Genomic DNA, 25,759 nt, shown 5'->3' on the forward strand with positions numbered 1-25,759 from the left:
TAACAAATGGTTAAGCCGGAAAACCGGCTCCCCGGGAAATTATCCAGGGTGGCAGGGGGATTTAACAGGTGAAGGTCGTAAAGAGGGCAGCGACGGGTCTGCAATCGCGGGCGACGTCGCGGCTGCTGCTGCTATCGAGCACGTGCGCGACACCGCCGCGGCTGCTCATCGGCGCCTTCGCGCTGCGCGTCTCTGCGGCTGCAATGGCCGTGGTGATGACGCTTTCGCCCGTCCTGTCCTTTGCCCAGAGCGTGCCGGTCGGCGTCAACAACATCGTGCCCGACGGCCGGACGGCAACAACCGTAACCACAAATGGCGCGACCAGCACCGTCACAACCAATACGATATCAGGCCCCAACGCCTTCAATTCGTTTTCTCAGTTTCAGATCGGGCGGGGCGCGACCGGCAATCTCATTTTGCCGAACGGCACCAACAACCTGATCAATCTGCTCAACAGCAACGATCCGGCGGTCATCAACGGCGTCCTGAACGGCTACAAGAACGGGCAGATCGGCGGGAACATCTACTTCGCGGCCCCCGGCGGCTTCGTTGTCGGCTCGTCCGGCACCGTGAACGTCGGTTCGCTGAACGTGACCACGCCCACCCGTGAATTTGTCGATGGCGTGATCAACCATGCGGGCCAGATCAACCAGGGGGCCGTCGACAATCTGCTCGCCGGAACGGTGCCGCTATCGCCCGACGGCAATATCCGCATTCGTGGCCGGGTCAATGCGATCGACGCCGTCCGCCTTACCGGACAAAACGTCGTTGTCGGCACGCGCGACGCCATCAACCGCGACCATGCCGCGAAATTCGCCTCGACCGTCAACAGCAAGGGACTGCAAAGCGCCAGCCGGATCGTGGTGCGCAACGGCTCGATTCAGATCGTTGCCGGCACCGATGCGCACATCAACGGGCGCCTGACGGCCCGAAAGGGCTCCGTCAGCGTCAACGCCGGCCGCGATGCGACGTTTGGCAACAAGGCGAACGTTTCGGTCGCCAGCAAGAACGGCAACGGAGGGTCGATCGCCGTCAATGCGGGCCGGGACATCAAGGTCGCCGGCTATGGCGTGCTGTCGGCCAAAAGCACGAACGGCAATGCCGGCACGATCCGGCTGATCGCGGGACGCAATCTGGACGTGACGCCCGGCGCCACCTTCGACGCGAGTTCCGCGCAGGGTGATGGCGGTCTGGTCGAACTGAGCGCCATGGGCCACGTCAATCTGCCGGCCGGCATCAAGGTCAAGGTCGGCGCGCCAAATGGCCAGGCGGGCTATCTGCTCATCGACCCGATGGAAATGACGATCGTCGCCGACGCCGTCGGCGGCACCAACGGCTATACGAGCACCGAGGTTCAGGGCTGGGTTGATTCCGTCGACGCCGGCGGCACGCTCATCCTGTGCGCGGGTTCCGGTGGCGGCAACTGCAACGGCACCTTCACGTTGGCGGCAGGAGGCGTCATCGACGCGCGCCGCACGGCCGGCGGCGTGGTCAATGTCAGCATCGCCGCGAACGAAATCGACATCTACGGCACCATCGATACGCGGTCTTATACCGGCGCACGTGTCGACGATCTCCTGTCTTCGGCCGGTCGGCTGTCGACCGGGAACTCGATGTCGGTCGCGCTGAACGCGCCGACGATCGTCATCGGCAGCACCGGCAAGATCCTGGCGGACGTCAATAACGCCACCGGGACCAACGCCACGTCCTACACGGCGGGCGACATCACGATGACGGCCACCGCCCGGGACATCCAGGCGCAAGCGCCGTCGAGCGCGACGACGTCGATATCCATCGGCGGCAGGCTGACCGGCAAAGCCGTCACGGCGATCGCGAATTCCGAGGCGAGCACCGTTTTCCTGAATTCAGGTGTCGGCATGGCCCAGTTCGTCGCCGGTGCCTTCGGCGGCATTCTCACCGGCCTGGCGGGCGGCTACGTCAAGTCGGAGGCGTCGGCCAAGGTGACGGTGGAGGGCACGGCCAACATCACCGCGACAGGCGCTGTCACGCTGCAGGCCATCGGTTCGGAGACAGCGCAGGACCCAGCGATCAACTTCTCGCTGGCGGCGCTGCAGAACGCCGTCGCGGCGTCGGTTGTCGTCGGTGTCGTCAACGCCGACATCGCGGCACAGATCAAGTCCGGCGCGCGCATATCGAGCGGCGACCTGATCGTGCTCGCCTCGAACGACGCCGATCTGTCGGTCAAGTCGCTTATCTTCACCTCGACCACGGCCTATGACGGCACCTTCGCCTATTCGACCGGCACGGTGAACACGCGCGCCACCATCGACCCGGGCGTCATCATCGACAAGGTCGGCAATGTCACGGTCGCCGCGCAGAACACCAACAGCTTCTCGACCTCGGCGACCAGCTTTTCGGCCGGTGTTGGCCGGGCGGCCGTTGCAGTCGCCATCAGCGACGTTACGAACAATGCCGTCGCCAATCTCGGCGCCAGCCTTCCGTCGGCGGCGGGGGCGGGCAACGTCACCGTCTATTCCGGCTCGAACACTACGGCGAATTCGGTCGGCGCCTCGAGCACGGTCGGCACCAATTTTCTGGTCGACGGCGTTTTTTCCGCACTCGGTACCCTGAGCACGTCGGTTGCATCGCTGTTCGCGCCGGGTGGTCCGTTCGATCAGACCCAGCTCTTCACCACCACGGCGACGCAAGGCACGACCGCGACGATGCGCGCCGGCATCACGCTGGCGCTCAATTTCGCCGACCTGTCGTCGTCGGCCTCGATCGCCGCGCTCGCGCCTGACGCGGGCGGCCACATGGTGGCCTCCGGCGTGGCCCCGACCGTCGTTGCGTCGGGCGACGTTGCCGTGATCAGTTCGCTCACCGATGCCGGTCTGCGCGGCAACGCCGAGACCTCGATCACCGCCGGTGGTCTCACCAACGCGAATCCGCAGACGGGTTCGGCCGTGTCGATGGCGGTCAACGTCGTCCAGGTCACACAGTCCTCGAATGCGTTCATCGGCTCCGGCGTGTCGATCAGCGGCAGCCACATCGGCGTCAGCGCCGATGCCTCGACGCCGATCACCATCACGTGGCTCGACTTCGATTCCTTCTCGGCCTTCACCTCGCATATCAGCGGCAACTTCGGCGTCGTCAGCAACATCCTGACCAGCTATGCCAACGCCACGTCGGATTCGACCACGACCGGCATAGCAGGCGCCGTCAACTATTTCGAGGTAACGATCAATACGACCGCCTGGGTCGGCAGCGGTGCGACGCTGACGCAAACGGGAACGAGCTCCTGCGTCGGCGTTTCGGGCACGTGCTGGACCACCACATTGCCGGCTTCGCTCGACGGCGCGCCGTCGCCGATCAATTGGACCAGCGATATCCAGGTCGCGGCAGCGACCACGACCGAGAGCATCAATGTCGGCGGCAACTTCTCCTGGCTGAAGCTGTTCGGCACAAACTCGACATCGACCGAAGGCAGCGCGGTCGGCGGTTCAGCCAACGTCAACATCTTCAACACCAGTACCGTCGCCGGCATCGGGGCGGGCGCGAGCGTGACGACGATCGGCAAGCTCGCCGTGACCGCGACGACCAGCGATCTCATCTACGCCGTGGCGCCGACGTCGGGCAAAGGCTCCGGTCTCGGCCTCAACGGCATCGCCTCGGTGCTCGAGATCGACAACACCACTTCGGCGTCGATCAGCAATCTGGCGCGCATTTCCGCGGATTCGGTCGCGGTGAATGCGGAGCAGCACATTTCCTCGTTCGACGTCGCCGGCGGTGTGGGTTCGTCGACGGCAACGGGTGTTGGTCTCGTCGTCGCGTTGGTCTCGACGTCGTTGGATACCAAGGCGTTCATCGGCGACAACTCGAATGAGTTGGCCGCGACCGGAGCGACGGCCGACGATTCTCATGCGACGCCGACCGTGACGGCCGGTATCAGTGCTTTCGATCTTTCGGTGACGGCGCTCAACGTCGGCCGGTTGACCACGGTTTCCGTGGCGGCGCAGTCCGCCAACAATATTCCCGATCCGGCGGCGACCCCGCCATTCTTGAAGACCGCGCCGGATGGCCCCGGCTATCTGGCGGCAGCGGCAGCGTTCTTCACGGACGTCGGCATCGGCCTCCTGCTCAAAGTCACGACCGTCTACAACAATCTGACCAACGACGTGTCCGGTCCGGTGAATGGCGGCAACGTCGTCGCCGGCGCGGGCAGCGCCTCGGTGGACCTGACGTCGGTCTCTACCGCTGCATGGATCGCCGGCGCGACCATCGGCTACACGCCGGGCGGCAACAATCACGTCACCGTCCAGGCGCTGAACAACACGATCATCGACACCGCGAGCGGCTCGGCGGCGCTGGCGAAGGCGGCGCCCGGCTCGAACTACGCCGTCGCGCTCGCCGGCGCGGTCGCGGTCACGGTCAGCAACGACATGACGACCGCGAGAATCTGGCAGTCGAACATCTCGGCCTATGAGACGACGGTGCAGGCGCTCGCCGGCGGCGAGAGCACGACGATCGGTCTCGCGGTGGCAGTAACGGGCGGTACAGCGAATTCCAGCCTGCAGACGGCCGCGTCGGTGTCGATCGCGCAGATCACCAGCGGCGTGCAGGCCAACATCGATAGCTCGACCATCATGAGCGCCGTCGGCTATTCGGCCGGCAATATCGGCATCTATGCCGACCGGAAGGTCAATATCGGCATCGGCGCCGGTTCGCTTTACGGCGGCTTCACCGCCACGCCCGACCCGAACAGCACGAATGCCGGCGTCGGCGTGGCGATGACCTATGCCGAAATCGGCGATCCGTCGAACGGCGCCGCCGTGTCGGCAGTGCTGTCCAACTCCAAGGTCGACCGCACCAACACATTGAACATTCAGGCGATTGACCAGAGCCGCATCGCCTCGGGAGCGGCGACCGTCGGCGGCGGGGCCAACTCGAGCGGCTTCGCGGGCTCCGTTGTTGTCAACGATATCAACCCGACCATTCTTGCCGAGATCACCGCGATCGCGGCCGACAGCAGCCGCGCCACCGTCACGGGCGGCATCACGGTCAGCGGCGACATCATCGTCAATTCATCGGGCGGCTCCATCGCCGCGCTCGACGCGCTTATTGCGAATGCGGCGTTGAGCGCTAACGGCGGTCTGGCGGTCGCGAGCGACTCCAATGTGGATTTCACCGGCGGCGCGGTATCGCCGTCGAGCGCCACCGGCGCCGCCATCATCGCGGTTGCGGGCCATGTTCAACTCGGCAAGTCCAATGTCGGTGTGTCGATCGTCGTCAACCGTATCGGCACGCGCCATCTGGCGCTGATCGACCGCGCAACCGTGACTTCGACCGGCGGCGTCGTGAGCGTCTCGGCCGTCGACGACGCGGAGATCATCGGCATCGCCATCGGCGTCGGCGCGGCGACGGGCTCCATCGCAGGTAATGGTTCGGTCGCCTACAACGCGATCAACAACGCCGTCGTGGCGCAGATTGGCCATGGCATCGACGAAGACGACGCCGAGGGCGCCGCGACAGCCGTCGTCGACGCGGCCGCCGTGTCGGTGAAGGCTCAGGACAGCGCGACCATTCGTGGTGCGGCGGGCGCAATTTCTCTCAATTTCGGCGGTGGCAACGCCGTCGGCCTGTCGGCGGCAATCGACCAGATCGGAACCTTTGTCTCCGCGGGTATCGTCGGCGCAACCGTGACCGCCGATAATACGCTCGGCAACAGCACGTTGATTGGCGGCAATCTGCAAGCGGGCACCGTGCTGGTGTCCGGCAGCTCCACGGCGACCATCACCACGGTGTCGATCGGGGCCGCCATGTCGGTCGGCAATCCCGCGCCGCAAGCTTCGCCGCAAGCCAATCTGTCGTCCTTGGTCTCGGCGCTGCGGCCGGCAACGCCGAGCGCGCTGACCGGCTTCGGGGGTGGGGGCATCACGCCACCGACGCCGCCGCAACCGCCGGCGGCAAGCTCGACGCCGTCCAACGGCCTAGCCGGCGCCGGCTCGTTGGCGTTGAGCACGGAATCGACCACCGTTTATTCCACGATCGACCAGGGCGGAAATAATCGCGGCGCAAGCGTCACCGCGAACAATAATGTGCTGGTGCTCGCGTCCAACACCGACAGCATCGACGTCTACGCCGGTGCGGGAAGCATCGCGATCGACTCCGGCAAGGGCGTCGGCGTCTCCGTCGTGGTCAACACCATCAACGGCACCACCAGCGCCGGTATCGCCAACGCGACGGTGGATGCGCGCGCATCCGGCACGGCCGCGACCATCGACAGCGGCGTGCTCGCGGACGATATTGATCCCTCGGCCGTGGTGACGCCGGGCCAGTCGCCGTCGCTCGCCAACGGCACGACGACCGTGAAAGGCGTCGCGGTCATCGGCACCTCGCAGCAGAAGGCGACCACGGTCGCCCTGGTCTTTGCCGCGAGCACGTCGGGTCTTGCGATCTCGGCGAACGCTGTCACCAACCTGATGGGCGGCACGACGGAAGCGCAGATCACCTCGTCGAGCATCAATACGAATCTCTCGGCTGGCCAGGTCTCCGCTGTGCAGGTGACGGCTTCGAGCGCATCCTTCGCCAATATTCTCGACCTTGGCATGTCGGATTCCGCGTCGGGCCTGGCCGGCACCGCGGCGCTGGTCATCAACACGATGGACCGGACGACCACGGCCAACATCGACTCCACCAATATCGGCTCGAGCAGCGTTGCCGCCGGCGCCGTCGGCGTTCTCGCCAATGCATTCCAGGGTTCCGCCGCCGAAGTCGTCGGCGCATCGGGCTCGGGCAGCAGCGCCGCTGTCACCGGCACGGCGCTCACCAACCTGTTTCAGTCCGAAACCACGGCAACGCTCGACCACGGCACCGTTTATGCCAGCCGTCTGGACGTGATCGCCAACGGCGCGAACGGCTTCTTTGGTGCAGTCGGCGCCGGTTCGCTGGCGTCGAGCGCGGCCATCGGCGCGACCGTGCTGGTGGCGATGATGGAAAACACCGTGACCGCCCGCGTGGGCGACCACGACGCCAGCACCGCGGCGACGACGCTCAATCTGGGCGGGCCGCTCAACGTCCTCGCTTCGAACGACACCGACATCAACAGCTACACCGTCGCCGGCGCGGTCGGCGGCTCCGCCGGCATCGCAACGCAGTTCTCCGGCCTGTTCATCGCCAACAATGTCAACGCCGAGCTCGACAATACGTCGACCACCATCACGACGCCGACGAACGGCGGCGTGACGGTCTCGGCGATCGAAACCGACTCGCTGGCGCCGGTGGTCGGCGCCTTGTCGGGTGGCGGCTCGGTCGGCATCGGCGCCGCCGTCAACCTGGTGATGCTCAAGAGCAGCACCGCCGCGCTCGTCGCCGGTGGTTCGATCAGCGCGACAGGCGCGGCGGTCACCGTCAGCGCGCTCTCGACCCGCGACGTCAATCCGGTCACGGTCGTGCTGAGCCTTGCCGGCTCGGTCGGCATTGCCGGCACCGTCGGCGTCGTCATCGTCGGCTCGGGCGCGAGCACTGAGCAGATGAGCGTGCTGAACTCCGGCGCCGATGACAACGACGCGAACAGCGGCACCCTCGGCAATGCCGGTGCGGCGACCGGCACCGATCTGCTCGGCACGTTGGCCGGCGGTGTCGACGGCATTTCGGCGCAGATCCTCAGCAGCAATGTGACCGCGGGTGCCATCGGCGTCGGCGCGACGGCGCGCACAGCGGTGCGCAACATTTCGGGCGCGGCGGCCCTTGGCACCGGCGTGACCGGCCAGGGCGCGGCTGTTGCCATCACCGAGGTCGACCAGCAGGTCACCGCCAAGACCAATGGCGGGACGCTGACGGCGCCGACCATCGCGGTGACAGCATCGGCCGGCGACCACGGCAGCGGCCATACGGCGGAATCGATCGGCGCCTCGGGCGCCGGCGGCTATTATCTCGGTGTCGGCGCCGCGGTCGGCAAATCGCGCGTCGACAACACCGTTATCGCCGAACTCGGCTCGCGCACCGATGGCGGCGCGACCGGTTCGACATCCGGCAGCCTCGCCGTCAGCGCGTCGGATACCTCGACGCTCGCCGCCTCCGGCTATGGCCTTGGCGTCGGCCTCGCCGCTGTCGGCCTGTCGCTGGCCTTCACCGAAAAAGCGAGCGCGATCACCGCGGATATCGCCGCGTCGACAACAGTCACCAATTTCGACGGCGTGATGGTCATCGCCAATGCCGCGGGCGGGCTGAACTCCTACACGCTCGCCGGTGCGGGCGGCAGCATCAGCGGCGCCGGCGCGACCTCGACCGCGAATGACGCCGAAACCGTGATCGCGAAGATCGGCGCCGGTTCCTCGATCACCGCCGACGATGCCGGCGTCTTGGTCAGCGCGACGGCAACGCCGAACGTCTCGACGTCGGCCATCGGTGTTGCCGTTGGCAATATCAGCATCGGCGCTTCGGTCGCCGAGTCGACCGTCACCACGCACGTCACCGCGAGTGTCGATGACAACGCCACCATTGCCGGCGGTCCGCTCACGATCGCCGCAGCGGCCTTGGTGCCGACCTCCGGCCATTCGGCCAACGCCTTCGCGGTCGGCAGCGGCGGCGGCATGATGCTCGGCCTGCAGGCGTCCTATGCGCAGGCGGCCAACAGCTCCTACGTGACGGCCTACGGTGGGAAGAACCTGCATCTGCCGACGGCCAACGTCACCATCGCCGCCGAGAACGACACCAACCAGCTCGCGGCGGCAACCGGCGTCTCGGCCGCCTATTACGCCGCCGGCGCCACCGTCGCGGAGACGTCGTCTTTCACGCGCACCAACGCTTATCTCGACACCGGCGCGGTCATGACCGACTCCAGCAATCATGGGGTGCTGGCGATCACCGCGACCGGTAGCGACAGCAACACGGCCAACGCCACCGCCGGTTCGGGCGGTTTCGTCGCCGGTGCGGCGGCGATTGCGAGCACCAGCGCCGACAACACGACCGTCGCGGAACTGCGCGGCGACGCCAACGCCACGGCGCGCGACACGCTTTACTTCGGCGGCCTCGGCATCAACGCCCAGCACTCCGCGACCTATGCGGCCAATGGCGACGCCTATCAGGCGTCGGCGGTGGGCGCGAGTGGCGGCAGTGCCACCAACGATGTCCTTTCGAACGTGACCGCGAACGTTGGCCCCAACCTCGAGGTCAACTCGGCCGGCGGCAATATGAACGTGATCTCGGCCGACTCGGTCAATCAGACGAGCGGCGGCTCGCGTGCGGGCTCCGGCGGCATTCTGGCCGGCGCGGCGACCTTGAGCCAAGCGACGGTGACGCAGAACGTCACGTCCAATATCGGCAGCAACACGATCCTCAGTCTCAACGACGATCCGTCGACCTCGACCGCGCTGATCAACATCGAGGCCTATAACTTCCTCGACACGACCGACACCGTGAACATGACGGTCGGCTCCATATTCGCCGGGGGCGGCGCCTATTCCAACATGAACGCGACGGCGACGAATGCCGTCAACATCGCCGACAACGCTCATCTCTTCAGCGCCGGCAACATCGCTATCGGCACGGCCGCGGTCATGACCGCGCGCAACAACGCCAACGGCAGCTTCTACGGTCTGGTCTCTGGCGGTTCGGTGACCACCGACTCGGTTCTGAACGCCTACCAGACCGTCACGGTCGGCCGAGCGGTCATCGAGGGCTGGGGTCTGATCAACATCTACGCCGGGCAGAGCGGCGACGGCAGCTATACGACCGCCATCAAGGCGAACGGCACGACGACCGTCTACAACAACACCGTCTCTTCCATCATCTCCGATACAGTGCCGCATTGGGGCGCCGCGACCGCGAACAGCTATACGACCTTGACGCTGGGGACGGGCTCGCAAGTACTCGGCGCCAACAACGTCTCCCTGGGCGCCACGTCGGGTCAGACCGCGGCTAACGGCCAGGGCTCGCTCTACAGCCCGTTCCTCGAGATATTCAGCTCGGTCGCCCGCGATAATCGCGGGCGGACACCGATCACCAGCGGCGACGTGATCCTCAACGGCCTCGTCGCGGCGGGCATCCATAATCAGCAGATCATTACGATCGACTACGACGGTAACGTCTCGTACTCGTCGGGCGGCTCGCCTTGCGATCTGGCGACGGTGAACTGCGACATATCGCTGGTTCAGGTCTCCGGCACCAACCAGTTCAATCCGATCATGAGCTGGAACAACCAGACCATCCAATACGCGGTCCTGGCCGGCTTCAATCCAAAGCAGGACGTGATCAATCAGATCGCGAACCTGAGCGGTCTTACGGCGGCGCAGGTTTCCGCCGCGGTTGCCGCCAATCAGAACATTACCGCGCAGAATGACGACGCGGACGGCACCAAACAGCGGCAGATCGATACGTATATCCAGCAACTGCCGTACATGACCGATCAGAACGGGTCGGCGTATGCCTTCAGCAACATTCTCGCTTCGGCGGGTAACGTCTCGATCCTGGCGAGCCGCATCACCGGCAATATCGTCAATGGCGTCACGCCCTCGGTCGTCGCGCGCGACTCCGCGTTGATCAGCATCGACAATCAGGGCACCAACTTCCTGTTTACCTCGGCGCTGACGATCAGCGGCGTGACCGGGGGGCGTATCAACTTCCTCGGCGCAGCCCAGGACCGTGACATCCAGGCGGATGCGACGCACGGCGTCACCCTGACGCGCGATCTGGCCAATCTGTCGCCGACCATCACGCTCGCCTCGAGTTGGAGCGCGATGAACGACAACCGGCAGCCGGTCGATCGCGCCGGCCACGTGCTGGTTACGACGCCCGACATCTACCTCGGTGGCCTTGTCACCAACGTCAACGGCGTACTGAGCGTCACCAACGCGCTCGGCAACGTGCTGATCACGCGTGATATCCGCGCCGGCACGGTGGTGATGAATGTGCCGGAAGGCCTCATTGGCGGTAATCTCGGCGCCAACAGCGTCTACAATTCGAATTTCGACGTCGCCTCACAGTGGAGCGGCGTCGAGTATCGTCCGACCGACGTGCTGACCGCGGTCTATGCGGCGGCGACGTATCTCGGCATCTATGGTGCCGGTGACGGGGCTATCGCGATTGGCGGTCAGTGGGACAAGCATCCCTACTATTGGTATGGCAACAACGTCGGCGACCATAATCCGACTCAGGAGAACGTCTACGTAAATTGCGCACGGACCGGCTGCGACCCGAGCACCGTCTTCACCGCGCGCATGCTGGCGGCCTATTACGATAGCCAGTCGCTTTATTCCTGGATCTTCCTGCCGGTCGGCGAGGGCGTGACGCCGAGCGCGGGCGGTACCGCCGCATCGTGGGTCCGCAACCAGTACAACGGTCAAGCCTATTCGGGCGACAGCGGACCGTTCAACTACGCGACCGGCGGCAACTTCTTCCAGGTCATCCAGATCCAGAATCAGGTGGTCAACGGCGTTCAGGCCGATGCCGCGAACAACACGTCGACGTCGACCATCCGCGCCGGCAAGGCGCTGATCCTGTCGGCGGCGGCGATCAACATCAATGGCACCATCGAGGTCGGCCAGAGCAGCAATTACTCGGTCAATATCGGCGACCAGGCAAAGGCCCTGATCCAGGATATCAAGGATCACGCGGACCGGCTTGCGGCGGCGCAGAGAGACGCCGCGGCGGGCCGGTACGTCGACCTGACCGACTACGTCACGACCGTCAACGGCTCCGACGTGAAGGTGACGGCATCGTACAATGCGCTGACCGACCAGATCGTGCTCAGCCCGGTGGTGCAGGGCACGGGCGGTTACGTCTATCTGAACGGCAAAATCCTGAGCACGTCGACCAGCGGCCAGTCGCAGGGCAATATCGTCGTCCACGGCGGCGCCGGCACCGTGACCGTCAACAACACCACGGACACGGCGCTCGTCACCAACGTCATCAACACCGGCGTCAGCGCCGCGAGCGTGGTGGAGATCGTAGACCGGGCGAAGAATCAGACGACCTGGTACGTCTATAACGCGGGCGCGCCGGCCAACCAGCAGGTGACGACGTACACGACGAACAGCGTCTCGGCCTCCAGCTACGCCAACCTGACCGGCACGACCTCGGCGAACGCCAATCTTTGGTATCAGCCAGCCGATCAGCTCTATCAGTGGACCGACACCGCAAGTCTGTCGCGCGCCTCGACCAGCGATATGACCGTGTTCGGTTGGAATTTCGACAACATAGCTTCGGCTAACTCGTCGGTCTATCCCTACGTGCGTTCGGCGCCGCAGGTGGTTTACGGGACGCAAAGCTCCAACTTCCAGGAAACGGTCAGCGCGACGGGCTCCTATACGCAGTACGTGACCGGTACCGGCGACCGGTGCTGCGGCACCGACTTCCGCGGCGACTGGTACCGGGAGCGCTTCGAGCACCTGACGCTGACGATGACGAACAGCGTCAAAGCGAACTACGCGATCGGCGTCAGCTTTACCGGCGGTGGCACGAGCAACATCAGCATCAATTCGAACGCGACGGTTGTGATCAATGACTCGATCAACAACCTGCAGGGCGCGACCACCATCAACACGACGGGCGCCAACTCGGCCATCGTCGCCGGAGCGTCGGCGTTCGTCTCGGGTACATCGGTTGCGCTGAACGGCGAGGGCGGTGTCGGCTCGAGTACCAATCCCATCCCGATCGCCACCTTTGGCGGCACGTTCTCGGCGACGTCGATCGATCGCGATATCGCGGTGACGGCGACCGGCGGCTTGAATGTGGTGCAGGTCAAGGCCAACCCGCGCAACGGCGGCTCTTCGCAGGGGAACGTCTACATAGCGGCGACGGGCGACATCACGTCGGTGTCTCCGTATAACCCGGCAAGCCCGATCATCGTTGGCAAGTCGATCGAGATCGATAGCTCGGGCGGCGCCATCGGCGCGCGGTCCGGTGTTGACAGCCAGGGCCATGCGATCCTGACCGACATCAATCCGATCGTTATCCAGGCGCAGGCGACTTTGTTGTCGAACGGCACCTATGACGGAGGTTTGCTGAACAGCTTCTCCGAGAACGGCACTTACATCATCCAGTCCTCCGGCGACCTGCGCATCGGCGAGGTGTCGTCGCACGGGGCGGTGCTGCTCGCAGCCTGGGGCGCGGACGGCCGCACCGCCAGCATCCTCAACGGCACGAAGAGCGACGGCATGACCGCCGAGCAGAACGCTTATCTGCAGAGCGTGTGGCAGAACCTCAATCTGCAGGGCGATGGCTCCGGCGTGCCGGCGTCGGTGACCGCCTACCAGCAGATGATCAATGCCGCCTACAACGAGTACTGGCAGCTCCAAAACATCATCAATACCGACGGCAGCATCAGCGCGCTCGGCGCGCAGATGATCGCGACGCAACTCGCCGCCAAGCTGAACAAGACCGTGGCGGAGATCACCACGGATCAGATCCAGGCTGAAGTGACGTTGCGTCTGGCGAAGGACAAGTATCTGCTCGGCATCACCGCCGCAGAGGTCGCCGCCAATCTCCACATCGACGTCAGCCAGGTCACCGCGGCGCAGGTGGCCGCGGCGTTGCCGCTGTCGTCCGACGGGACGCGGATGACGCTGGACCAGCTGTTCGGCACCACTTCGGGCACGACCAGCCAGTTCCAGTGGGCGGTTGCGACGACGCAGTTGACCGACGCGCTCACGCCGACGGGCTACAACTCCTCGTTCAGGTACACGCTGCCGACGACGTCGGCGCTCTATGCCAGCCTCGCCACCGGCTCGCAGTGGTCGCTCGACCAACTCACCTACACGGTGAGCCCCGGCGCCAACCCGGAGAACGGCATTCCGGCGCCGGCGCTCGACGCGTCGCAGCCCAATGTCAGCGGCCGCCAGGTCATGCTCTACGCGCGTAACGGCAACATCGGCAGTCTGGCGACGCCGGCGACCTTCACGTTCCGCAGCGACGACGCTTCCAACCTGACGGACGCGCAGAAGACGCTGCTCGCATCCGCCGGTCCCGGCCAGCTCACGGTGACGACGACCGATGTGCCCGGCACCAACGGTCAAGTGAAGCAATACACCGTCAGCATCGCGCAGCAGAGCCTCCTCGTGGTCGATCCGCTCGGCCCGGTTTCGGCCAACGCGCAGTCGCAGGTCTATCTGGGCAGCGCGTCGGACCTGAAGCTCGGCGGCATTCCGCTGTCCGCTTACGGACCGGTGACGCAGGCCTATTCGGCGGGCGTGTACACCGCCCAGCCGGGCGAGGTGGTGTTGCACGCGGTTGGCAGCATCCTCGGCGGCGTCGCCAGCCAGGTCGCCATTTCCGGCAACGTCGCGCGCCTGACGCTGATCGCCGACCACGGCAGCATCGGCCAGGTCGGCGATCCGACGAACAATCCGAACGCATTATGGCTGGCGCTCAGCAACCCGAACGGCATGGTCGATCAGGCCGACGCGGCCAAGGGCATCTATCTGCGCCAGACCACGGGCGACCTGATCCTCGGCAACATCAACGCCGGCAGCGGCACGGACGGCGTGCTGCAGCTTTCGGCGACCGGCGATATCTACGCGGAGTCGCAGTTCACCGACCGCAGCGCGGTGCACATCGTCGCGACGACGTTCGATGTGCGCGCCGGCGGCGACATCGGCTTCAACGGCACGTCCTTCCAGCCGCTGCAGGTGAAGATCTCCGGCGCCATCACCGGCTCGGCGGGCGGCAAGATCAGCCTCCTCAGCCCGACCAGCAGCATGACGATCGGCGTGTTGAGCGCGCTGGGCGCCCTGACGCTCGACACCGATGTCGGCAATATCACCATCAACGGCAATGTGGGCGCCGGCGGACTGCTTACGCTGATCGCCAACGGCGGCATCACCATCGCGGCCGGCACGGCAGACGCGCCGACAACGGTGAGCAGCGGTGCCAACGGCGTCACCATCATCTCCGCGACCCTGTCGATGGGGAGCTACACCGACATCAACGCCGCGGGCCTGATCTCGGTGACCACGACGGGCGACGCCATCGTCGGCCGCCTGACCTCGTCGCTCGCCTTTGTCGGCACCGGCGGCGACGCCATTGTCGTGACGGCGGGCGGCGTGACCGACGCCAACATCTTCAGCAACGGCGACGGGCGTGCGAACTTTGTCGCCACGGGTGCCGGTGCCCGGCTATCGCTGACGGGTAGCAACAGCATCGGCACGGCGTCGCAGCGCGTGACGGTGAGCGCGCAGGCCCTTGCCGCGACCGCGGCCAATGGCAGCATCTATCTCGTCGCCAGTCCGGGCATGCACGCGACGTTGTTGTCGGCGGTCAAGGGCACCGTCGATCTCACCGGCGCGGGCAGCTATACGCTAGACAGCGTTCTGGCTAGCACCGATGCCGATGCGACGGGCCACTTCATCGCGCAAACGACCGGCCCAGGCACGCTGACCGTCGGGACCGCGACCGGCCGCGGCACGCTGCAGCTCCTGGCTGCGGACAGCGTCAGCTTCGGCAGCCTCACCAGCCTTGCTCTCGCGGGCGATCCCGCCGACGTCATCGTGACGACCGCTACGGGCGCGATCCTGGGCGGTTCGATCACGGCCGCAGGCGGCGTCACCCTGACGGCCGGTGCGACCCTGGCGGCTGACTCGCCGCTTGTCGGCAACGCGAAGATCACCGGCACCGGGACGATCACGTCGTCGACGCTGATCGCCCTCAACGGGCGTGGCGACATCGATTGGGAAACGCTCAACGCCGCGACCACCATCGACGTGGCGTCCACTGACGGCGGCGCAAGGGTCGGCACGGCGACCACGGTTGGCACGATCACGATGCAGGGCAAGCAGGACGTCGCCTTCGATCAACTGACCAACACGGCCGCGCCCGGCCAGGGCGACGTGACCCTGACGTCCTATAGCGGCTCGATCGTCGGCGGATCGATCACCTCCAACGGTTCCGTCTCGCTGATCGCTGAAGGCTCGATCACCGCGACCGGCGCGGCCGGAGACGGCGGTGAGCTGAACTGGTCCGTGCTCCGCGCCGGCGGCAGCATGTTCGTGCGCTCGCTCGGCGCCGCCGTCACCGTCGACGTCGTCGAAAGCGGCGGCAGCCTGACGCTGTGGGCCAAGTACGACGTCACCTTTAGGCAGGTGAAGACGACCGGCACCAACAGCGACATCGTTCTGCGGTCGGATGAGGGAGCGATCATCGCGCTCGGAACCGGCCTGGTGAACGTGGACGCCAGCGGCTCGGTGACGATGAATGCCGCAACGACCATCACCGGCGCCGAAGTCAGGGCGGGCGGCTCGGTCGAGATGACCGCCGCCAACGGTCAAATCCGCTGGAATGCCGTCACGGCCGGGACGACCGTGGACGTGCGCTCGTCCGCAAACGCCGTCGACATCGCGACGATCACGAGCGGCGGGGCGCAGACCCTTTGGGCCAAGAACGATGTCACATTCACGCAGCTGACCGCCACGGACGGCGGTGCCGACATCACGTCGGACACGGGTGCGATCGTGGGCGGCACGGTCAGTCTGGCCGGCGCCACGCGCATGGCCGCCAAGACGACGATCTCGGGCACCACCGCCACATCCACCGCCGGCGCCATGGAAATGATCGCCGAGGAGATGATCACCTGGAACGCCGTGGAAGCGACGGGCGGCAGCCTGACCATCACCTCGACCCGCGAGACGATCGATATCCCGAGCCTGACCAGCGGCGGCAAGATGACGATCGATGTCGCCCAGGACATGGCGATCACCGAGATTACGACCACGGGCATCACCAATGATGCCGGCGACGTCGAGGTAACGTCGCATACCGGGCGGATCACCGGCGGCACCATTGCCGCGAACGGCGGCGTGACGCTCACCGCGCCGGTATCGATCACCGGCGTATCGGCCACGGGTGCAACTGGCGCTATCGCCATGAACACCAGTGGTCTCATCGACTGGACGACGCTCAGCGCCGGCACCACCATCGGCCTGCGCTCGACGGCGGACGCGGTGAACATCGGGACGGCAACTTCGGGCGGCACGCAGTCCATCCGCGCGGCGCAGGATGTGACCTTCACGACTCTCACCACAACGGGCATCACGGGCGACGACGGCGATATCGGCGTCACGTCGGACACCGGCGCCATCGCCGGGACGACCGTCGCGGCCAATGGTTCGGCGCGGCTGGCGGCCGCGGCCAGCAGCACCGGCACGGCGATAACCGCGACGCGCGGGCTCATAAATCTGACCGCGGGCGGGCTCGTCGACTGGACGACCTTGAGCGCGGGCACCACCACCAACGTGCTGTCGTCGAACGACGCCGTGCATCTCGGCACGGCGACGAGCGGCGGCACACTGTCGATCCTCGCCGCGCGGGATGTGACATTCGATGAACTGACGACCACGGGCTTGCCCCACGATGTGGGCGACGTGAGCGTGACGTCCAACCTCGGTGCCGTTCAGGGGACGACTGTAGCCGCGAACGGCTCGGCGACGGTGATCGCGGCGCTGACCAACAAGGGTACGGACATCACCGCCACCAATGGTTCGGTGAGCCTGGTGGCCGGTGGTCTCATCGACTGGTCGTCGCTGAGCGCCGGCACCAGCATCGATGTGCGTTCGAGCGGCGATGCTGTGAATTTCAGCACCGCAACGAGCGGCGGAACGCAGACCATCCGCGCGGCGCGCAATGTCACCTTCGATCAGATCACGACGAGCGGCATTACGGGCGACGTCGGCGACGTGTCGGTCACCGCCGACGCCGGCTTCATCCAGGGCACGACCGTTGCCGCGAACGGTTCCGCCACGCTGAACGCGGCGACGACGAACAAAGGTAGGACGCTGACGGCCAGCACTGGCTCAATCAACCTGTCCGGCGCGGGCCTGATCGACTGGGCCACGCTGAATGCGGGCACCGCGATCAATGTCCGATCGGCCACGGACTCCGTGAATCTCGGCACCGCCACCAGCGGCGGCACGCAGACCATCCGCGCTGCCCGGAACGTCACATTCGGTCAACTCGCGGCCAACGGCATCACCGGCGATGTCGGCAGCATCTTTGTCACAGCGGACGCGGGTGCAATCCACGGCACGACCCTGACGGCGCACGGCTCCGCTACCGTGACGGCCGCGACAGACAATATCGGCGATGCGCTGACGGCGGCGACCGGCGATGCCATCTTGCGCGCCGGCGGCCTTCTCCAATGGAACACGGTCGGGGCGGCGAAGACTGTCGTCGCGGAATCGGCCGGCAGCTCCATTCAGCTCGGTACAGTGGCGAGTGGCGGCAGCCAGTCGCTGCGCGCGTGGACCGATATCGTCTTCAACCGGCTGACGACGGCCGGTACCGCGGCGGATCTCGGCGACGTCACGCTCCAAGCCGTCAATGGCCAGGTGCGGGGTGCCGAACTCCTGGCTAACGGCAATGTTGACATTGCCGCGAGCACGCATGTTGCGCTCGGCACGGTGCAAGGCAACGCGGCCTCCCTGCGTACGCCCCAGGACATCACGGTGGCGCAACTGAATGTCTATCGCTCGATCACCTTGCAGGCGGACACGATGAATGTCGTCGCCAAGCAGTTACCGTCACTGCCGCCCGTACCGCTGTATGTGACCGTCTCGGGTTTCAACGGCGGTGTCGCAACTTTCGCGAACCTCAACATCGATCCGCCGCAGGTGATCGTCGACCAGTACCATGTCGTCGACTCGGTTCTCGTCGTCGACTCGCCAAACCTGACGATCTTGGACGGCTACGTGCCGGGTCAGCTCGCGCTCACGACCCCGGCCGGCGATATCCTGCTCAATAACCGAACGCCGGCGCCGACGGGCGGCGTCAATCTCCAGCTCTACCAGGCGGACGGCGTGTTCTCGATGCAGCAGATCGGCAATGCGAATTACAGCAACACCTACGTCGTCTGGTACGACACGGTGGTCGCGTCGCACATCACGCGCAACGTCACCGACACAACGGGTGGCACGAGTTTCGTGCGCGACTCCCTGCAGGACATGCGCAACAACGGCGCCTTCGATCCGCTCTATACGGAAAAGAGCGGTCTCGCGACCCTCTATCTGCTGGGCCCGCAAGGGCTCGGCTTGCGAGACCGCATCGTGGTGCCGGTCGAAGTGCTGGGCGATGGGCCGGCCGTTAACCTAGACGGCATGTTCGAAAGAAAAAGGCCGGCGTCCAAGCGGAATCGCGCGAACTCGCGTAGTACAGAACTGGGGAAGAGCAGTGGCGTTCGTGTCGCCAGCGGCTCTCGGTAGACATGCGATAGCGGCTGGCTTGTGTGAAAAAAAATACTAGTCTGACAGGGCGGCTGACCGCGTGCCTGACGATGGTGACGACGCTGATGGCGTCATCGCTGGCGCACGCCCAGTTGCTGCCTTCGATCAACCCTGGTGTGATTGAAAGGGACATCGAGCGACAGCGTGAGCGTATCGAACAGCAACAGCAGCCGCCGCGCCAGCAAGGACCGGCGGTGGTCGGGCCGCAACGTCCGCCACCGATCGTGATTCCCGGCGGCGGGCCGCGCTTTCTTTTGCGCCGCGTCGAGTTCGACACATCGAAATTCATCTCGGCCGATGAACTTGCCGCCATTGCTTCGAAATACGTCGGCAAACAAGTCGGCGTTGCCGACCTGCTGGCGATGGTCGCCGAGATCAATCAGATCTACGCCCAGCGGGGAATCGTCACCGGCATCGCGACGCTGCCGCCGCAGACGGCGACCAGCGGCGTCATCAAGATCAAGCTGACCGAGGGGCGACTGCAGAAAACCACGGTCGAAGGAAACCGCCAGACGTCGGCCGATTACATTCTCTGGCAGGTAAAGCCGCCCGCGGGCGAAGTGCTCGACGTGCCGAAGCTGACGAACGACGTCACGCGGTTCAACCGCACGAACGACGTGCAGATCAGGGCATTACTGCAGCCGGGAACCGATTTCGGTCTCACCGATCTGCAGTTGGCGGTGACGGAGCCGGCGCGCAACACCCTTCAGATATTCGGCGACAACCAGGGTGTGCAAACGACCGGCCGCAATCAGCTCGGTTTGTACTACAAGCTGCACGGCATGCTCGGCATCGACGATCGTCTGACGTTCTACGGCGTCAAGTCACAAGGCAACATGAACGGCAATATCGCTTACAACGTGCCGTTCAATCCGTGGGGCGGCCGTATCGGCGGCAGCTACACGCAAGGCCGCATCAAGATCATCCAGGGGCCGTTCGAAACGCTCGATGTTACGGGACGCTCCAATCAGGCGAGCGTCAACGTCGCGCAGCCGGTTTTTGTCAATCCGAACTGGTTCGTGCAAACGACCGGCGCCTACGCCTACGGCAATTCGGAGAGCGACTTTGCGAAAGTCACCGTGACGGGCGACCGATACAGCAAGGTGACGGGCGGCCTGTCGATCAACTATGCCGGCGAGGGCTACGGCGTGACGTTCTCGCCGCTGTACAACGACATCAACTGGCACGACAAGATTCTGGGCGGCGAGCGCAGCTTCAACACGTTGACCGCATCGCTCAACGGCACGGTACGGTTGCCGGAGCAATTCTATCTGCTCGGGATCGGCAGCGGTCAGTACACCGCGGAGAAGTTGATCCCCGGCGATCAATTGTTCTCCGTCGGCGGGCCGACCAGCGTGCGCGGCTTTCCGACGAACACCGCCTCCGGCGACAGCGGCTATTACTTCAATGCCGAGCTGCATCGGGACATGTCGGAATTCATCCCGGGTTTCGACGTTTTCGCGTTCCTCGATAGCGGCGCGGTGTTCTCGACGGCGCCGTCGCGCGTGCAACTCGACTCGTCCGGCATCGGCGCGTCTTGGACGCCGTTTCCGGCGCTTACCATCGAGGCGAGTGTCGGCGTTCCCTGGCACACTGTGGTGCCCAATCAGAATCGCTACGAGGTCTATGGCCGCATCAGCTTGAGACCGCTGGCGCTGCTGAATCTGAACTGAACTTTCCGATCCAACTGAACGAGAGACAGGAGTGTAAAGATGAGTGACATGTTTCGCCGACTGGCAATGTCGGGCGCGATGGCTGTGGCGATCGTTGCCGCTGCGCAATCGCCGGCGTTGAGCCAGAAGAGAGAAGCGCCTGCGGCGCCGGCTGGGGCGTCGAACGTCGTTGCCGCGCAGCAGGCCAACGTCGACGGGTTCCGCTCGGCGCGCTTCGGCATGAGCGAGGCCGAGGTGAAGTCGGCCATCATGAAGGATTTCGGCCTCAAGGCCGACGCCATTCGCGAGCAGGCCAATCCCGGTGAGCGCACCAAGGTGCTGATCGCCAAGGTTCCGGAGCTGTTGCCTGGCGGGGGCGTGGCCGAGGCATCCTACGTGATCGGCTATCAGAGCAAGAAGCTCATTCAGGTTTCGATTTCCTGGTCGAAGGGGATAGACGACAAGATGACCCCGGAGCAGCTGTTCTCGAACTCGAGCGTGTTGCGGTCGCACTTCATGGGCGAGGGCTTCAAGCCCGATACCGTTGCGACCAATATGCCGATCAACGGCGGTCTCCTGATGTTTCGCGGCAGCGATGCCAAGGACCGTACGGTGATGATGATCCTTCAGGGTACATTGGCGCCCGGGGAGAACAATCAGCGGGTGCTGACGCCCACGACGCTGCTCCTGTTCTACATCGCCGATGCCAAGGCGCCGGATGTGTACCGGTTGCCGGCTGGCTCGTTCTAAAATGAGGGGGCGCGCCGGCTACCGGCGTAATGCCTGCTCATGTGAGGCGTGCGCGCGGGTATTCCCGTGCGTACGCCTCTTTCGTTGGCGGAGCCCGGACGACACTGGCCCGTCACTGCGGGAACGTGATCGGCGGGCTTACAAGGACCCTGCGGGGCAGGGAACCTGCGGACGGTCAGAGCATTGTGGTGACGGACCACGGCTGTATCAGCGCCGGTATGACATTCCGTCGAGCGCCTTTGGGTGGAGACCCCACGAAGAGCGTGCCGCCGTTGAACTGGCGGCGCGGCTTTCTTCGTCTGTGGATTCTGGCATCGATCGCCTGGCTGCTCGGCTGGAGCATCTATCTGGGGATTTCCGCCTTCCGTCATGGCTGGAATGACTCCAGCGATCTCTTCGCCGTTGCGCTCATCTTGATCGGGCCACCGCTGGCATTGCTTGCATTCGGATTTGCGGCGGCTTGGGCCTTCAGGGGCTTCGCGCCCGATCGAACGCCGCTGGAGTGAGCCGCGGCCTAGCGATGAGTTATCCCGATGGAACTCACGTGCCGCACTAGACACGCTTGATCTGTCGCAATACAGCGTCACCGCAAATCAGCAATGCAGCTTCTCGCGAGGGAAGCCGAGGCGGCCTCAGCCCATCGGGTTGGGGCCGCCGTTTTTTGGGAAATGCCATGCTTGGAATGTCGACGCTGACCAATAAGTGCCCCGTGTGTGGCGACGCGATGAAGCGCGTGCCGACCGACGGCCGATCGGTGACATTCCGCTGCACGGCATGTTGCGTCGAGGTGGCGAAGGCGCCCGCGCGCGACAACCAGCGTCGCATGTTGCCGGTACGCGAACGGTGCGGCACACGGTTGCCGGGCTGAAGCGCCGGCGGACGTCTATTGGCGCGTGCGCTGCTCCACCAAAGTCGCCAGCATAAGCGAGCCGCGCGGAATAAGCGCGTCGTCGAAGATGTAGTGGGCGTTATGGAGGGCCGGCCCCTCCGTCTGACCGAGCAGAAAGTAGGCGCCGGGCACCACTTTGAGCATGTCGGCGAAATCTTCGCTCGTCAGGCGGAGCGGTGCGTTGGCATCGATTTTGTCGTCGCCGAAGAGGCCGGCTGCGATCGTCGCTGCCGCCACGGTGTGCGGCGCCGAGTTTTCCAGCACGGAGAACACCGGCCGGATCGCGAGGTCGATGTTCGCGTTGAAGCTGGTGGCCAGCCCGGTGCAAATGTCGCGCATCCGCGAGGCGACCAAAGCCCGCGTCTCGGCCTCAAAGGTGCGCACCGTGCCGGCCAGTTCGGCGGTGTGCGGAATGACATTGTGCGCGTTGCCTGCCTGGAACTTGGTGATCGATACGACGGCGGAATGCAGCGGATCGACGTTGCGGCTGACGATCGTTTGAAGCGCTTGGACGAGCGCGACGCCGACGGCGACCGGATCGACGGCGCGGTGCGGCTCTGCCGCGTGGGCCCCGCGGCCGCGGATCGTAATATCGATGAAGTCGGCCGCGGCCATGGCGGCGCCCGGTCTCGACGTCATCGTGCCGAACGGTCCGGTCGGATCGTTGTGGGCGGCATAGATCTCATCGCAGGGAAAGCGCGCGAACAGGCCGTCTGCGATCATCGCGCGCGCGCCGCCGAGTCCTTCTTCGGCCGGCTGAAAGATGAAGACGGCTGTGCCGGGGAAATCACGCATCTCGGCCAGGTACCGCGCAGCGCCGAGCAGCATCGCCATGTGGCCGTCGTGACCGCAACCGTGAAACACGCCGGGGTTTCTGGAGCGATAGGGCAGGTTGGTCGCCTCCTCGATGGGAAGCGCATCCATTTCGGCGCGCAGGCCGATCCGTCGTCCGGCGCCGCCTTGTCCAGCGAGGACGCCGACGACACCCGTTCCACCGATGTTGCGGTGGACCTCTATGCCCCAGGCCGCAAGTTGGCGCGCAATGATGTCGGAGGTGCGCGTTTCCTGAAAGCCGAGCTCGGGATGCTGGTGGAGATCGTGCCGGATGCGGACGAGGTCGTCGCGGTAGCTGTTGATCTTTTCGAGGTTCGCCATGCGCCTGCTCCCGTCAAGCGCCCGGCGCGAAATGCGTCTTCCAATGCTCGGCGATATCGATGCCGCGGCAGAACCAGACGCCCGGCCGCTGCTTCATGTAGTCGAGAAGCCGCGTCAGGCCGATGCTGCGCCCGGGCCGACCGATCAGGCGATCATGGAGACCGATCGAAAGCAGCTTCGGCGAGCCGTTCTCGCCCTCGCGATAGAGCACGTCGAATGCGTCGCGCATGTAATGGAAGAAATCGTCGCCGGTCGAAAAGCCGGTATTCTCGTTGAAGCGATTGTCGTTGGTCTCGTAGGAGTACGGGATGACGAGGTGCGGCTTGCCATTGACCTCGAGCCAATAGGGCAACTCGTCATTAAGCGCGTCACGGTCGTACTCGAAGCCCGCTGCGGCGATGATGCCGCGCGTGTTCGGCCCCGGTCGGCCCGTCATCCAGCCGCGCGGGCGGACGCCGCATAGTTCCGTCAGGATGTCGAGCGCTTTTTGCGCGTGTGCGCGCTCGGTTTCGGCATCGACCGCGCCGTAATCGATCCACCGGTAGCCGTGGCTGACCATCTCGTGGCCGTTCTCGACAAAGGCGCGCGCCAGCCCCGGGTTCTGCTCCAACCCGCGGGCGACCCCCAGCACGCTCATCGGTACGCCGAATTCGCGCATGATCTCGAGCACGCGCCACGAGCCGCGGCGGCTGCCGAATTCGAACACCGATTCCACCAGCGGTACGCGCCGGCCAGTGAACGCCGGCACGCCGATATCGTTGAGCATGCCTTCGGACACGGCGTCGCCGTTGTACAGACTCGACTCGCCGCCGCCTTCGACGTTGAGATTGAAGTTCACCGCGATCACCGCCCCGCCGGGCCATTTCGGATCGGGCAACTTGTCGCCATAGCCGACCAGGTCGCGCGAATGCATCGGATCCGGCTTGAGCTGCGTCATGAGGCAGGGCCCTCCGGCGGCGTGAGCGGTGCGGTGCAGGGGTCGTATTGGTAAAACCAGTCGGTGTCCGTCGGACCCCGCATCCAGCTGTTCTCCCACGAGATCCGCTGCACGTGGCCGACGCGGTCGAGGCGGACGTGCTGATAGACCGCGAAGGCCTCCTCGGCCGAGTCGTAGGTCGCGAGACAGCGACTGAGGATCGCGCCGTCCTCGATGGCCATGGCGCCGCCGGCGCCCATATAAGGCGGCACCGGGTGACAGGCGTCGCCGAGCAGAGCGATACGGCCTTTGACCCATGTGTCGTTGCGTGGCCGATCGAAGATCGGCCATAGCGTCACATCCGTCGGCGCCTGGATGACTTTCTGCAGATCGTCGTGAAAGCCGGCAAAGGCCTCCTGCAGGAAGGCGCGCGAACTCGGGAGAAACGACAGGTCGCTGTCCCAACGCTCCCACGGAATGACGCCGATGATGTAGACCTCGTCCCGGCGAGACGTCAGGAAATAAGGAAGCAGATGCCGGTCCGGTGCCCACCATTTCGTGCAATCGGGAATGGCAAAGCCGTTGAGCGCCGAGGCCGGGAAGATCGTGCGCAGCGCGGCGGCCTTGAAGAAGCGCAAAGGTTCGGCCCCGAACAGGCTTTCCCGCACCTTCGAGTTCAGGCCGTCGGCGCCGATGACGATATCTGCTTCGACTTTCACCCCGTTCTCGAACACCAGGCGTAACGCGCTGCCCGTCTCCTCGATGGCCGCCAGTTTGTGGTTGAACGCGATTGTGCCCGGCTTCACCCCGCGGTCGAGAATGGCGTGCAGGTCGCCGCGGTGCACGTTGAGGTAGGCGCCGCCATATTTAGCTTCCGTCGCGGCGTCGAAGTCGATGCGATACAGCGTCTCGCCGGTGTCCCAAGCGCGGCTGATGTAGCAGTCGGCCTTGATGCCCGCGGCGACGAGCATGTCCTCGAGGCCGAGCCGCCGCAGCACTTTGGCGACATTCGGGCTGAGGATAATGCCGGCGCCGATGCGCGAGAATGCCGGGGCCTGCTCATAAATACAGGCCTCGAAGCCCTCGCGCTGTAAAAAGGCGGCTACCGTCATGCCGCCGAGTCCCGCGCCGATGACGGCGATCCGCGTCTTCCTGAGCATCCACAAACCGCGTACTGCGTATTAAGATGACTGTGCGCCTCCTATGCGGCGCGCAAACCTGTCATCGACTA

Annotated in this window: 7 protein-coding genes; 4 read left to right on the forward strand and 3 right to left on the reverse strand. The window is 65.2% G+C overall.

The window, feature by feature from the left end:
• The first annotated feature begins 68 nt into the window (after window positions 1-68).
• The 4 genes from DW352_RS02035 (at window position 69) to DW352_RS02050 (ending at window position 22,074) form a co-directional block, all read left to right on the forward strand.
• Window positions 69-19,145, forward strand: a complete 19,077-nt coding sequence (locus DW352_RS02035) for a leukotoxin LktA family filamentous adhesin (RefSeq protein WP_115688051.1) — start codon at window positions 69-71, stop codon at window positions 19,143-19,145.
• Between the two features lie 23 nt (window positions 19,146-19,168).
• Window positions 19,169-20,839, forward strand: a complete 1,671-nt coding sequence (locus DW352_RS02040; RefSeq protein WP_245434292.1) for a ShlB/FhaC/HecB family hemolysin secretion/activation protein — start codon at window positions 19,169-19,171, stop codon at window positions 20,837-20,839.
• Between the two features lie 39 nt (window positions 20,840-20,878).
• On the forward strand, window positions 20,879-21,568 hold the full coding sequence (locus DW352_RS02045) for a hypothetical protein (protein WP_162826720.1): 690 nt from the start codon (window positions 20,879-20,881) through the stop codon (window positions 21,566-21,568).
• Between the two features lie 188 nt (window positions 21,569-21,756).
• Window positions 21,757-22,074, forward strand: a complete 318-nt coding sequence (locus DW352_RS02050; protein ID WP_245434293.1) for a hypothetical protein — start codon at window positions 21,757-21,759, stop codon at window positions 22,072-22,074.
• A gap of 377 nt (window positions 22,075-22,451) precedes the next feature.
• Here DW352_RS02050 and DW352_RS02060 read toward each other — a convergent pair whose 3' ends face one another.
• Genes DW352_RS02060 through DW352_RS02070 form a run of 3 tightly spaced genes read right to left on the reverse strand, consistent with a single transcriptional unit; the run spans window position 22,452 to window position 25,688 of the window.
• Window positions 22,452-23,612 carry a M20 aminoacylase family protein gene (locus DW352_RS02060; RefSeq protein WP_115688061.1) on the reverse strand — a complete coding sequence of 387 codons (1,161 nt, stop codon included), beginning with the start codon at window positions 23,610-23,612 and terminating at the stop codon, window positions 22,452-22,454.
• 13 nt (window positions 23,613-23,625) lie between these two features.
• Entirely contained in the window at window positions 23,626-24,549 is a 924-nt protein-coding gene (locus DW352_RS02065) for a polysaccharide deacetylase family protein (protein ID WP_245434294.1), read from the reverse strand.
• On the reverse strand, window positions 24,546-25,688 hold the full coding sequence (locus tag DW352_RS02070) for an FAD-dependent oxidoreductase (RefSeq protein WP_115688063.1): 1,143 nt from the start codon (window positions 25,686-25,688) through the stop codon (window positions 24,546-24,548). Before DW352_RS02070 ends, DW352_RS02065 begins: the two co-directional genes overlap by 4 nt.
• Window positions 25,689-25,759: the final 71 nt, after the last annotated feature.

Origin of the sequence: Pseudolabrys taiwanensis, from assembly GCF_003367395.1 — a bacterium.
GTDB lineage: Bacteria > Pseudomonadota > Alphaproteobacteria > Rhizobiales > Xanthobacteraceae > Pseudolabrys > Pseudolabrys taiwanensis.

Bases quoted from the DNA above. Each gene is read 5' to 3' on its own strand.
- DW352_RS02070 (WP_115688063.1), bottom strand. From the start codon at position 25,688: ATGCTCAGGAAGACGCGGATCGCCGTCATCGGCGCGGGACTCGGCGGC.
- DW352_RS02060 (WP_115688061.1), bottom strand. From the start codon at position 23,612: ATGGCGAACCTCGAAAAGATCAACAGCTACCGCGACGACCTCGTCCGC.
- DW352_RS02065 (WP_245434294.1), bottom strand. From the start codon at position 24,549: ATGACGCAGCTCAAGCCGGATCCGATGCATTCGCGCGACCTGGTCGGC.
- DW352_RS02045 (WP_162826720.1), top strand. From the start codon at position 20,879: ATGAGTGACATGTTTCGCCGACTGGCAATGTCGGGCGCGATGGCTGTG.